General features: G+C 69.6%; 9 protein-coding genes and 1 pseudogene. 3 read left to right on the forward strand and 7 right to left on the reverse strand.

Annotation, left to right across the window (positions count from 1 at the left end):
* The first annotated feature begins 11 nt into the window (after positions 1–11).
* Positions 12–1547: a non-reducing end alpha-L-arabinofuranosidase family hydrolase gene (locus PV963_RS40370; RefSeq protein WP_425541050.1), complete on the forward strand. Its 1536-nt coding sequence runs from the start codon at positions 12–14 to the stop codon at positions 1545–1547.
* Positions 1548–1835: 288 nt separating this feature from the next.
* Here PV963_RS40370 and PV963_RS44185 read toward each other — a convergent pair.
* Positions 1836–2054: pseudogene (locus tag PV963_RS44185) on the reverse strand (AraC family transcriptional regulator ligand-binding domain-containing protein); the annotation flags it as partial.
* A gap of 379 nt (positions 2055–2433) precedes the next feature.
* Here PV963_RS44185 and PV963_RS40380 point away from each other — a divergent pair.
* Positions 2434–2643 (forward strand): DUF2180 family protein, encoded by a 210-nt coding sequence (locus PV963_RS40380; RefSeq protein WP_274821398.1) that lies wholly within the window; start codon positions 2434–2436, stop codon positions 2641–2643.
* Positions 2644–2710: 67 nt separating this feature from the next.
* Here the strand turns inward: PV963_RS40380 and PV963_RS40385 are convergent, their stop codons facing one another.
* Genes PV963_RS40385 through PV963_RS40395 form a run of 3 tightly spaced genes read right to left on the reverse strand, consistent with a single transcriptional unit; the run spans position 2711 to position 5113 of the window.
* A complete protein-coding gene (locus PV963_RS40385) occupies positions 2711–3946 on the reverse strand; it encodes a sensor histidine kinase (protein ID WP_274821399.1) in 1236 nt (411 codons plus the stop codon).
* Positions 3943–4620, reverse strand: a complete 678-nt coding sequence (cseB, locus tag PV963_RS40390; RefSeq protein ID WP_274821400.1) for a two-component system response regulator CseB — start codon at positions 4618–4620, stop codon at positions 3943–3945. Before cseB ends, PV963_RS40385 begins: the two co-directional genes overlap by 4 nt.
* A 37-nt stretch (positions 4621–4657) precedes the next feature.
* On the reverse strand, positions 4658–5113 hold the full coding sequence (locus tag PV963_RS40395) for a hypothetical protein (RefSeq protein ID WP_274821401.1): 456 nt from the start codon (positions 5111–5113) through the stop codon (positions 4658–4660).
* Positions 5114–5378: 265 nt separating this feature from the next.
* On the opposite strand from PV963_RS40395, the gene PV963_RS40400 reads away from it, so the two are divergent.
* Complete coding sequence (locus PV963_RS40400; protein ID WP_274821402.1) at positions 5379–8711, forward strand: S8 family peptidase; 3333 nt, start codon at positions 5379–5381, stop codon at positions 8709–8711.
* A 61-nt stretch (positions 8712–8772) separates the two neighbouring features.
* On the opposite strand, the gene PV963_RS40405 is transcribed toward PV963_RS40400, so the two are convergent.
* The 3 genes from PV963_RS40405 to PV963_RS40415 form a co-directional block, all read right to left on the reverse strand.
* The gene (locus tag PV963_RS40405; protein ID WP_274821403.1) at positions 8773–9615 is read right to left on the reverse strand and encodes a triacylglycerol lipase; all 843 of its coding nucleotides are present in this window, start codon (positions 9613–9615) and stop codon (positions 8773–8775) included.
* 140 nt (positions 9616–9755) lie between these two features.
* A complete protein-coding gene (locus PV963_RS40410; protein WP_274821404.1) occupies positions 9756–11150 on the reverse strand; it encodes a prolyl oligopeptidase family serine peptidase in 1395 nt (464 codons plus the stop codon).
* 324 nt (positions 11151–11474) lie between these two features.
* Positions 11475–12335, reverse strand: a complete 861-nt coding sequence (locus PV963_RS40415) for a 3-hydroxybutyryl-CoA dehydrogenase (RefSeq protein ID WP_274821405.1) — start codon at positions 12333–12335, stop codon at positions 11475–11477.
* Between the last annotated feature and the right edge of the window lie 52 nt (positions 12336–12387).

Raw genomic sequence — 12387 nt, forward strand, 5'->3', positions numbered from 1 at the left:
AGATGAAGGGCATGCTCAGGGCATGCAAGGTCCCGTGGTCGGGCCGCGGGAGGCGTACGGGCGTGCTGACCGCGGTGACCGCCTTACTGGCGGCGCTTCTGACGGGGTTGGGCACCGCCGGGACGGCGCAGGCGGCCACTGTGGATCCGAACGGCTGGTATGTGCTGGTCAACCGGGGCAGCGGGAAGGCGCTCGATGTGTCGGGAGGGAGTACGGCCGACGGGGCGGCCGTCCAGCAGTGGGCGCGTCATGACGGGGCCAATCAGCGCTTCCAGTTCGTGGACTCGGGCGGTGGCTACTACCGGCTGAAGGCGCAGCACTCGGGCAAGGTGCTGGACGTCCTCAATTACTCCACCGCCGACCATGCGGACATCGTGCAGTGGGGCGATGCGGGCAGCGTCAACCAGCAGTTCCGGCTGGCCGATTCCTCGGACGGGTACGTGCGTCTGATCAACCGCAACAGCGGCAAGGCCGTCGAGGTCCAGAACGCCTCCACCGCCGACGGAGGCAAGGTCGTGCAGTTCACCGACTGGGGCGGGGCCAACCAGCAGTGGCAGCTGGTCCGCGTCGACAGCGCCAGCGGCGCGCTGCCGTCGACGTTCCGGTGGTCCTCCAGCGGCGTCCTGGCCGGTCCGAAGCCGGACGCCCAGCACCCGGACGTGGCGGCGATCAAGGACTTCTCCATCGTCCGGTACAACAACCAGTGGCTGACTTACGCGACCACCGCCAGCCCCTCCGGCTGGGGTCTGGTGCAGTTCAACTTCAACGACTGGTCCCAGGCAGCCTCCGCACCGCACACCTACCTCGACACCTCGCCCATGGGTGGCGGCTACCGGGCCGCGCCCCAGGTGTTCTACTTCGCGCCGCAGAACCTGTGGTACATGGTCTACCAGACAGGTCCGCCCACCTATTCCACCAGCACCAACCCCGCCGACCCGCGCTCATGGTCCGCGCCGCGCCTCTTCATGTCCGAGGAGCCGCAGATCGTCAAGGACAATAAGGGCAAGGGCACTTGGATCGACTTCTGGGTCATCTGCGACACCACCGACTGTCACCTGTTCTTCAGTGACGACAACGGCCACATCTACCGCGCCCAGACCGGCCTGACGAACTTCCCGAACGGTTTCGGGAACACGCAGATGGTGATGTCGGACACCCAGAACAACCTGTTCGAGGCGACCAACGTGTACAAGGTCGCCGGCAGCAACCAGTACCTGCTGCTCCAGGAGGCCATCAGCAACACCTCCGGCCGGCGCTACTTCCGCTCTTTCACCTCGACCAGCCTCTCCGGCAGCTGGACCCCCCTGGCCGCTACGGAGAACGAACCCTTCGCCAGCCGCAACAACGTCACCTTCCCGGGCGGCGTCTGGACCGAGGACATCAGTCACGGCGAGATGGTCCGCGCTGGCAACGACCAGACCCTGACCATCAATCCATGCCGATCGCAGTACGTCTACCAGGGCGTGGACCCCAGAGCCGACGGGGCGGACTACATACGCCTGCCCTGGCGGATGGGCCTGCTCACCCAGACCAACTCCCCCTGCTGACACCCGAACCCTCATCGAGCGTCCACGCGCCCCGCCGGGCAACTCACCCGGCGGGGTGCGTGTTGCTCGCCCGGCGCCACGGCTGTCGCTCGCACCCGCCGCCCCCGGCCGGCACGGGGCGGTCTCGGCGAGTTTCCCGCCGGTCGCGGGCGCCCTCAGGCCATGGCCAGGACGACGCTGGCGAACGCCTCCTCGGCCAGGAAGACCGCGGCCGCCGGATCGAGGGGGATCGGGCAGTTCGGCCCGCAGCACGTAGCCGGTTTCCTCCTGCGCCGCCGACCAGACGACCATCGCCCCGGACAGGTTGTGGAAGCGCACGCGCGTCTCGATGGCCTCCCGCGGCGTCTCGGCGGCCATCTGGGCGAACCCCAGCAGGCCCCAGGACGTCAGGTGCTGCGCGGCGCCCACCCGCAGACCCAGGTGAGCGTCACCGGTGAGCTCCAGCGCACGCCGGATGACGGCACTGCCCTGGCGGTAGGAGACCCGCAGCGCCGCCGAGCGCGTCATCACCTCGTCCAGCCCGACCCGGCTCAACTCGGGCCGGAGGCCGACTCCGTACCCGTCGGTGACCGGGGTGAGGCAGCGCAGGATGTTCGGCGGGATGGTCGCCGAGGTGCTGCGGCTGGTTCCCCGGCGGCTGCGCCGGGGCGGGGCTGTCGGGCATGGCGTTCCTCGTGGCCGGGCGTTGCTCGCTGCGGACACAGCAGAAGAGCCGGCGGCGCGGTCGGCTCGGCCCTGTCCGTACGATCGATCAGATCTTAGAATTGACAAAGTCTAATCTGGGGGCCTACTTTTCAGTCTCCTTAAGTCGGTGTGCGCGGCCTGGGTGGGTTTGTTCAGGTTGGTTGGCCGCCATGCCTGGCCCCTACTGAAATCGGAGTTGGACATGAGGTGCTACGACTGCCTCCAGGAGGCGCGCAGCGACACCGCCGGCATCGGCGTCTGCTCGCGCTGCGGCTTGGCCACCTGTGAGAACCACGCCCGCGTACGTCAGGTACACGTCACCCGTCAGATCGGCATGGGCTCCTCGCACGGCCGTATCCCGGCACGCAGGGTGGTGTGCCACACCTGCGACACGGCAGAGACGGCGCATTGACCTCGCATCCTGCGTTATCACTCGGGGCCCGGCCCGCACCCGGCCCGGTCAACCCGCCTCCGGCGGATCACTCCGACGGCAGCCACAACTCCGTCTCCGCACCCCCCTCCGGACGGTTGCGGAAGGTCAGGCGGGCGTCGAGCAGGCGGGCCTGGCCGGTCGCGATGGTCAGGCCGAGGCCGGTGCCGCCGGTCCGGGAGCCGGTGCGGAAGCGCTGAGGGCCGGAGGTGTGCAGCACGGTGAGCAGATCGGACGGGAAACCGGGGCCGTGGTCGCGGACGCGGATGACCGGGCCGTCGACCTCCACCTCCACGGGCGGGGCGCCGTGCCGCAGGGCGTTGGCGGCCAGGTTGGCCAGGATGCGTTCGACACGGCGCGGGTCGGTCGCCACGACCGCGTCCGCCACGACCTCCACCCGCACGTCGTCGAGCCCGGCGACCGCACGCCGGGCCATCGCGCTCACCTCGCGCTCCTCGGTGTCCACCGCCGCCGCATGAGAGTCCAGCCGGGCCACCTCCAGCACGTCCTCCACCAGCCCACGCAACTTCTGCATGCTGCCCGCCACCAGGTCGGACGCCCGGCCGGGCGGCAGCAGGCCGACCGCTGTCGACATGCCCGCGACTGGCGTGCGCAGTTCGTGCGCGATGTCGGCGGTCACCCGGCGCTCCGCTTCCAGGCGGGCACCGAGCGCGTCCGCCATGGCGTTGACGGAGGCGGCGAGCCGGGCGATCTCGTCATGGCCGTGGGGGCGGACCCGGGCGTCGAGGTCGCCGTCGGCGATGCGTTCCGCCGCCCGCGCGGCGGCCGTTGCCCGTCGGCCCATCCGCACGCCCAGCAACAGCCCGGCCAGGGACACCAGGACGGTGACGGCCGCGCCCGTGGCGAGCAGCGTCCGGTCGAGCGCGGCCAGGGACTTCTCCTCGGGGGCGTACGAACGGCGGATCGCGAGCACCTTCCGGTCCGAGACCCGGGTCGCCGCCCACAGCACCGGATCCTCCCCGGTCTCCTGGAGGTAGGTCACGCGGACGTCGTCACGCACGGCCCGCGCCACCGGGCCGGGCAGATCAGGGGGGTCGAGCCTGGCGTCCGACCTGCGTCCGTCGGCGTGGTCGCCGGCAGCACTCACCAACTCCTGGTCCAGGCCGGAGCGGGCGGTGGCCAGTTGGTCGGCGGCGGTGGTCCGGTGCACCAGCACCCCGATCGCCCCCGCCACGCACAGGGCCGCGGCGGCGACGGCCAGCGCGACCTTCGCTCCCACGTTCAAGGCGGGCGGCCTCACGTTCTTCAAAGCGGGCCGTCTCATGGGCGCAGCTTGTAGCCGAAGCCGCGCACCGTCTCGATCCGCTCTCGGCCGATCTTGGAGCGCAGACGCTGCACGTGGACGTCCACCACGCGGGTGTCACCGGACCAGGCGTAGTCCCAGACCCGCTCCAGAAGCAGGTCCCGGGAGAGCACGGTCCCCGGCGAGGCGGCGAACTCGCTCAGCAGTTTCAGCTCGGTCGTGGTCAGCGCGAGCGGCTTTCCGTCCCGGTGCGCGGTCAGGGACACCGGGCAGAACTCCAGGTCCCCGAAGCGCAGGCGCGGGCTCTCAGCCGGCTGCTCGGCGGGTGCCGCTCGGCGCAGCAGCGAGCGGATCCGGGCCACGAGGACCGGACCGTCGAAGGGCTTGGTGACGTAGTCGTCGGCGCCTGCCTCCAGGCCCATCACCACATCCACCGGGTCGTTGCGCGCCGAGATCAGCAGCACGGGCACCCCCGACTCCTCGCGGATACGGCCGGCCAGGCTCACCCCGTTGAGGCCCGGCAGCATGATGTCGAGGACGGCCACGTCCGGACGGCGTTCCCGGAAGAGCGCGAGCCCGGTCAGGCCGTCGGCCGCGGTACGCACCCGGTAGCCGCGCTCCTCCAGCGTGAGCCGCGTGGCCTCCCGGATCAACTCGTCGTCCTCGACCAGCAGGACATCCAGAGCAGCGTGCATCGCGTTCCCTCTCCGACGGTCCTCTCCTGTGCCGTTCTCAGGCATCCGGTACGTCCAGGTCGATGCTGTCGTGGCCTTCCGCCCAGAACGGCGCGGGGGGATGCACGGGGGTAAGGGTCGCCTGGCTGTAGAACGCCACGTCGCCGCGCCTGACCGGATCGCTCAGGACGATCTTGACCTGGTAGTTCGGCGGGTTCTCGTTGCCGTCGGGGCAGCCGGACAGGCAGGTGTCGTCCGTGGCGACTCCGGTGGCCCGCGCCCGGGGCGAGCCCCAGTCCTGCCACCTCAGCTCGCTCAGGGAGAGGCGCAAGGTCGCGGAGACCTCCTCGGGGCGCTGCCAGGCCCGGCCGTACCAGTCCGCCATGTACACCGGCCCCGTCCAGGGGATCGTCGTCGCCGCCGGGCCCTCGGCCCGCACGCCGCCGTCGACGCCGCCGCACCCGGTCAGGCAGGCGGCCAGCACGGCGCACGGCATGAGTCGGCGAAGCCGCATCACCTGCTCCTTCCGCCGGGCTGCCGGGTCATGTGGGGATCGCTCATGCACAAGCCGGAGGCCACGGTACGACCGGCCGGCATCGACCATTCAGCCTGACCTGCGCATGTAACAACCGCCCCGCGATCCGTCATCGACATCGATACGTCGTCGCCGCACACCCGACGAACAGCTGTGCATCCGCGTTCCTACCGTCCCTCCGGTCACTGTCAGTCGGCACTCCAGCACTGGGGGAACTTTGCGCAGAAAAGTGAGAACAGCATGCGTGGCCACGGCCGCGGCGACGGTGGCGGCGGTCCTCGCCACGGGACTGATCGGCACGGCACAGGCCAGGCCCGTGCCCGCCGCCGGTCCCGCGGCGACCGCCGCCAAGGTCACGGAATCCGTCGACACGCACCGCATCACCCTCGTCACCGGTGACCGTGTCATCGTCGACGCCAAGGGCCGTGTCGTCGGCATGGAGCGGGCCAAGGGCCGCGAGCGGGTCCCCGTGCAGATGCGGAAGGTCGACGGCCACACCCTCGTCATACCGACGGACGCCGCCCGGATGATCGCGAGCGGCAAACTCGACCAGCGGCTGTTCGACATCACCGAGCTCAACAAGGCGGCCAACCGCAGGTACCAGCAGGGCGGCCTGAAGGTCATCGTCAGCTACAAGGGCGCGGCACGCACCGCGAGGGCCGACGTCCGAGACGCGGGAATCCTCCGCCGGACCTTCAAGACCCTGAACCTGGAGTCCGTCCAGACGCCTACGAAGAGCGCGCCCAAGTTGTGGGACGCCCTCACCAACGGCGACTCGGTCGCCTCGGGCATCTCCCACATCTGGCTCGACGGCGTCCGCAAGGCCGGCCTCGACAAGTCCGTGCCGCAGATCGGCGCGCCCACGGCCTGGGCGAAGGGCTACGACGGCAGGGGCGTCAAGGTCGCCGTCCTGGACACGGGCGTCGACACGACCCACCCCGACGTCAGGGACCAGGTGATCGGCGCCAAGAACTTCTCCTCGGCCGCCACCACCGGCGACCGGCAGGGCCACGGCACACACGTCGCGTCCACCATCGCGGGAACCGGCGCCAAGTCCGGCGGCAAGTACAAGGGCGTCGCCCCCGGCGCGAAGATCCTCAACGGCAAGGTCCTCAACGACGCCGGCGAGGGTGACGACTCCGGGATCATCGCGGGCATGGAGTGGGCCGTCTCGCAGGGCGCCGACATCGTCAACCTCAGCCTGGGCGGCGGCGACACCCCGGGCGTCGACCCGATGGAAGCCACGGTCAACAAGCTGTCCGAGCAGAAGGGCACCCTCTTCGCCATCGCCGCGGGCAACGAGGGCGAGGACGGCGCCAGGACCGTCGGCTCCCCGGGCAGTGCGGCCAACGCGCTCACCGTCGGCGCCGTCGACGGCAACGACAAGCTCGCGGGCTTCTCCAGCCGCGGCCCGACTGCCGACGGTGCCCTCAAGCCGGACGTGACCGCGCCGGGCGTGGGCATCACCGCGGCCTCGGCCAAGGGCAGTGCGATCGCCAAGGAGGTCGGCGAGAAGCCGGCCGGGTACCTGTCGATCTCGGGCACGTCGATGGCGACCCCGCATGTCGCGGGCGCCGCCGCCCTCCTCAAGCAGCAACACCCCGACTGGAAGTTCAGCGAGCTGAAGTCCGTGCTCGTGGGCTCGGCCAGGGGCGGCGACTACTCATCGTTCGAGCAGGGTTCGGGCCGCATCCGGGTCGACAAGGCGCTCGGCCAGAGCGTGGTCGCCGAGACGAGCTCGGTGAGCTTCCCGGTCCAGCAGTGGCCGCACACCGACGACACCCCGGTCACCAGGAAGCTGACGTACCGCAACCTCGGCACGAAGGCCGTCACGCTGGCCCTGTCGAACGAGGCCCGCGACCCCGAGGGCAAGGCGGCCCCGGTGGGCTTCTTCACCCTCGGCTCGAAGACGGTCACCGTCCCGGCCGGCGGCAAGGCGTCCGTCGACGTCACCGTGAACACCAAGCTCGGCGGCAAGCTCGACGGCGCGTACTCGGCGTACGTGACCGCCACCGGGGGCGGCCAGAGCGTCCGTACGGCGCTGGGCGTCGAGCGGGAGAGCGAGATGTACGACCTCACCCTGAAGTTCATCAACCGCCCCGGTCAGAAGCCGGTTCACCTCACGAGCCTGTTCCAGGGCCGGCGGGGCGGCGCCAGCTACGTCTCCGTCTCCAACGACGACACCGTTACCTTCCGGGTCCCCAAGGGGGGATACTTCCTGGACTCGCTGAGCATGAAGGACCCGGACTCGACCGAGGGCGGTGCCGACTGGCTGGCCCAGCCCGTGCTGAACATCAGCAGGAACACGACGGTCACGCTCGACCTGAACAAGACCAAGTCGGCCGACATCACCGTCCCGGACGACCGGGCCCAGCCGCTGCAGGCCTACGTGTCGTACGAGCACGTGTCCGCGAACGTGGCGTTCGGCGTCGAGATGCCCTCCTTCTCCGACATCCGGCTCGCGCACGTCGGCCCTGCGATGGCCTCCGGCCTGGTGCAGACCTGGTCCGGGCAGTGGACCAAGGGCAACAGCGCCGAGTACGACATCGTCGGCGGCGGCGAGGTGAAGAAGGTCGTGGGCAACCGCGTCCACCACTACAAGGCGAGCGAGCTGGCCACGGTGAAAGCGGGGTTGGGCACGTCGGCCTCCGGCAAGACGGGTGCGCTCGGACTGATCCCCTCCGCGCCCTCCGGCTACGGCCTGCACACCCCGGTGAAGCAGAAGCTGCCCACCACCCGGACGCTGTACCTGTCGACGGGCGAGGGTGCCGAGTGGTACTTCGACGCCCAGCAGTACTCCGGGAAGCTGGATCAGGACGGTCTCCCGCTCAACGATGCCACCTCCAATTCCGACTCCTACCTGAAGTTCGCCGGGGGCAGGACCTACCAGAAGGCGTTCAACACGGCCGTGTTCGCGCCGCGGGTGGTCCCGGAGAAGTCCGGCATCTTCCACAGCCTCGACGGGATCTACGGCCGGCTCCCGCTCTTCGCCGACGGCATGGGGCAGAACGCGGTCTCGGACCTCACCTCGGTGCGGACGACGCTGTACCGCAACGGCAGGAAGGTGGGTTCGAACGCCGACCCGCTCACCGGCGAAAAGGTGTTCAAGGTCCCGGCCGGCGAGGCCGAGTACACGCTGACCACCTCGGCCAGGCGGAGCACCAAGGTTCAGGCCGCCTCCACACGGGTCGACGCGAGCTGGACGTTCCGCTCGAAGAGGCCGTCCTCCGAACTGCCGACCGAGCTGCCCGTCTCCTCTGTCCGCTTCAAGGCGAAGACGGGCCTGGACAGCCGGGTCAAGGCCGGCCGGACGGTCACCTACCCGGTCACCGTCGAGGGCGCGGCAAGGGGCCGGAACCTCAAGTCGCTGACGGTGTACGTGTCGTACGACGACGGCAGGACCTGGAAGAAGACCGACGTCAGGAACGGCAGGATCGCCGTCAAGAACCCGGCGAAGGGCAAGGGCATCTCCCTCCGCGCCAAGATCACCGACAAGAAGGGCAACACGTCCACGATCTCGGTCCACAACGCGTACTACGGCAAGTTGAGGCCCGGGTTCGCTGACGTGGTTCGCTGAGTTGGTTGGTCTGCCGGAAGCCCGGCCTCCGGCAGACCGCACAGCGTGCGGAGCGAGCCGGTCAGAACTGGCAGGTGTCCATCCAGCGGGTGACCAGGGAGGTGTTGTTCTTGTCGGCGTCACGAGCGGGACCGCACAGGAACGGGCTGAAGCGGGTGTCGGCACGCAGCCAGAGGCTGAAGAACGACACCATCCACTTGCCCTGCCTGGCCTTGTCGCCGTGGCCCGTCATCGGGCACAGATGGTCGCCTGGAACTTCGATGTAGAGCTTCTCGGCCCGGGACATGGAGTTGTACCAGGGCACCGCGTAGCTGTTGCCGTGGGCGACGGAGTCGCTTTGGCAGGTCAGGAAGAAGGTGGGTTCGGTGACCCCGGAGAAGTTCCCGTTCGGGTGGTACGGGGCAGTCGGCACGCCCGCCCGGAAGCGCGAGTCGTCCCGGAGGGCCGCCATGACGCCACCGCCGCCCATGGAGTGACCGGCCGCGCCCAAAGTGCCGTTGAGCTTCCCCGACAGCGGGTTGCCGGGGGCGTTGCCGAGCGCGAGCAACTGGGTGCCGGCGGCGGTGATCTGGCGGCCACGCGACTCGGGATCGTCGGTGAGTGTGTTTGTTCCGACGTTGATGACGACGAAGCCCCAGGAAGCGAGGCGGGGTGCGAGCCACTGCAGGTTCCGCTGTGTGCCCTGATAGCCCGGCATCAGCACGATGCCCGGGTACGAGCCACTGGCCGTCGGATACGTGACCCGGCCTGAGCCGTACCCCCTCGGGTTGGGAACGGTGTGGGTGGCGGTGGTCAGCGGCCCGTTGGCGGCCTCCAGGGAAGCGGTCGTCGGGGCCGGGATGCCTGTGGTGGCGTCGGCGGCGGCTGCCGGCGTTCCGGCGGCTGTCAGCAGAGTCAGCGCCAAGCCGATGGTGGTTGCCAGTGCGATCAGTGCCGTCGTGGGACGGGACCGGGTCCGTGACGGCGTGTTGGTTGAACGACTGCGTGGACGCATTGCCTTACCTCCGGAAAGCGATGAGAGCGCGGAAACCCGCGAGCGGCCGGCTACCGGGACTGTGCGAAGAGCCAGTCGATGACCACGTCGTTCTCGTACGTCTGGGCCCATGAAAGATGTGGGTTCACCGGTGTCGTTCCGGCCGTGTAGCTCGTGAACAGTACGTGGCTGCGCGTGGCCCGGGCCTGGCGTAGGAGAGCCCGTGACCGGGCCTCGAACTGTGCCTTCGGCAGGTCGTTGGCCCACTCCCCACGGCTCACCCGTGCACCGGCGGTCTCCAGCGCGTTCATCAGGGTCCAGGTGCCGGGGTTGCCGAACCGGCCCTCCCGGTAGGGGACGACCGGGTCGTCGACCGAGTGGTCGGCCCACATCGGGATGTGCGTGATCCTGTCCATGGTGGCCGCGTCGCCCCAGCCGGCCGTCGGCAGGGCAGCCGCGAACACATCGGGTCGCTTGGCCAGCAGACTGTAGATGCCGCGACCGCCTGAGGACAGGCCGACCAGATAGAGCCGGTCGGTGTCCACGTTGCGCGCGTGCTCGCGCACGAAGGTGTCGATGAGTTCGATCAGCGCGGCCTGGACCTTCGCGTCGGTCCAGTCCGTGCCGTCGGGTCCGTCCATGGGACGGGGGAGGGGGATCTGCGGAGAGAGGACGAACGCGGGGTTGCGGCGCTGTCGTTCCGGTTTGGCGAACGTGACCGCGATCCGGTTGGAAGTGAGCTGGGTCATGTTGTTGTCCGCGACTTCGCCACCGCCATGCAGGGTGACGACGAGCGGGTACCGTGTGCGGCTCTGCGGGTTCCGTAAGAATCCCGCAGGCTGGTACAGCCGGAAGTCCAGTTCAAAACCCGCGGAGTCGGTGAAGGAGCCGGCGGTGAAGTCGTCGACCACGGGAGTGATGACGTCGTCGTTCCGGATCGCGAACGGACCGGCCTTGAGTACCGGTTCACCTTCCGGGGAACGCACGTCCGCCACCTGTCGGACGGAGTAGGCACGGTCGAGCGGCAGGGGATCGGTGCCGGCCGCCCGTGCGTTGGAGTCGTTCGGATCGAGTTCGACGATCAGGTGGTTCCCCGGTCGTCCGGGATGAGAGCGGTCGTCCACTTCGGCGGAGGCGTTGGAGTAGACCCGGGTCACCGTGCGAGCCGCTGTCCGTCCGCCCACGGTGGCCTGCACCTGGAAGGCGGTGGGCGGGACGGTCCCGCCGCGCAGATCGATGCGATGCGCGTACTGGATGGCGACCGCTGCCACGAGCCAGTTGTTCCTCGGCGTCACCTGCGTGAGGAGGTCCGTCCGCAGGGCCGGGTTGAGTCCGGAGGCCGCTTGCCGTCCATCGGACGGGGCTGTCGTGGCGTCGGCGGCCACCGCGGTCGCCGTGCTCACCGTCGGCGCCGCGACCACACCTGCGGTGACGGCGAGCACCGTACGTCTGGGGATCGATCTCATGGGTCCTCGTCTCGCTCGGTGGGGCACCCGGACCGGGTGCGGCGGTGTGTGGATCCGGTCGTCCGGCTCCGAACTCACGGGACCGGGCGGCACATTGGGGCCATGACGGGGCATGTGGGCGGGAGCTGGGCGGGGACAGGCCGAGGTGTTACGCGAGAGTTTCGGAGCACTGCCGGATCCCTGTCCAGCATCAAACCGAGATCTGTCCATGCGATCAGCGCATCAATTGGCAGGACTTCGACGCCTGCGAGCGCTGCCGGCCCGCGATGAGCTCCCGGCTGTACGCAAAGGGCCTGGAGCTTCGCCCCAGGTGGGAACGCACGGTCAGGCGTCGTACGTGTGGAAGCCGCGACCGCTCTTGCGGCCGAGGTGGCCCGCGGCGACCATGCGGCGCAGGAGGGCGGGCGGTGCGTACAGCGGCTCCTTGAACTCCTCGTACATCGACTCGGCCACGGCCTGGGCGGTGTCGAGGCCGATGAGGTCGAGCAGCCGCAACGGCCCCATGGGGTGGGCGCAGCCGAGTTCCATCCCTCGGTCGATGTCCTCCGGCCGCGCGGAGCCCGACTCCACCATCCGTACCGCGCTGAGCAGGTAGGGCACGAGGAGGGCGTTGACGACGAAGCCGGAGCGGTCGGGCGCCTGGATGGCCTGTTTGCCCAACTGCCCGGCGAAGCCGCGGGTGCGCTGCACGGTGTCCGCGCTGGTGATGAGGGTGGGAATGAGCTCCACCAGCTGCTGCACGGGCACGGGGTTGAAGAAATGCATGCCGATGACCTGCGCGGGCCGCTCGGTGACGACGGCGAGATCGACGACGGGGATCGAGGAGGTGTTGGTGGCCAGGACCGCCGCGGGGTCTTCGACCGCCTTGTCCAGGGTGCGCAGGACATCCGTCTTGATGTCGCGGTTCTCGGCGACCGCCTCGACGACGAACTGGCGGTCGGCCATGTCACTGAGGTCGTGGGTGAAGGAAAGCCTGGCGAGGGCCCGGTCCCGCTGCTCCTCGCTGAGCTTGGCACGCCGTACGCCTCGGTCGAGTGAGGCGGTGAGCCGACGGCGGCCTGCCTGGAGGGCCTCAGGCGTGGCCTCGGCGACACGGACGTCGATGCCGCTGCGGGCCGCGACTTCGGCGATGCCGGAGCCCATGAGGCCGCATCCGACCACGCCGAGACGAGTAACGGGATCCATCTGAGGTCCTATGTGGTGAGTCGCTGCGGGGTGGTTTCCGGGCTACCGGGCT

Origin of the sequence: Streptomyces coeruleorubidus (genome assembly GCF_028885415.1) — a bacterium.
GTDB classification, from domain to species: domain Bacteria; phylum Actinomycetota; class Actinomycetes; order Streptomycetales; family Streptomycetaceae; genus Streptomyces; species Streptomyces coeruleorubidus_A.

Excerpts from the sequence above, each read along its gene's own strand:
- PV963_RS40370 (WP_425541050.1), top strand. The coding sequence starts at position 12 with ATGCTCAGGGCATGCAAGGTCCCGTGGTCGGGCCGCGGGAGGCGTACG.
- PV963_RS40380 (WP_274821398.1), top strand. The coding sequence starts at position 2,434 with ATGAGGTGCTACGACTGCCTCCAGGAGGCGCGCAGCGACACCGCCGGC.
- PV963_RS40385 (WP_274821399.1), bottom strand. The coding sequence starts at position 3,946 with ATGAGACGGCCCGCTTTGAAGAACGTGAGGCCGCCCGCCTTGAACGTG.
- cseB (WP_274821400.1), bottom strand. The coding sequence starts at position 4,620 with ATGCACGCTGCTCTGGATGTCCTGCTGGTCGAGGACGACGAGTTGATC.
- PV963_RS40395 (WP_274821401.1), bottom strand. The coding sequence starts at position 5,113 with ATGCGGCTTCGCCGACTCATGCCGTGCGCCGTGCTGGCCGCCTGCCTG.
- PV963_RS40410 (WP_274821404.1), bottom strand. The coding sequence starts at position 11,150 with ATGAGATCGATCCCCAGACGTACGGTGCTCGCCGTCACCGCAGGTGTG.
- PV963_RS40415 (WP_274821405.1), bottom strand. The coding sequence starts at position 12,335 with ATGGATCCCGTTACTCGTCTCGGCGTGGTCGGATGCGGCCTCATGGGC.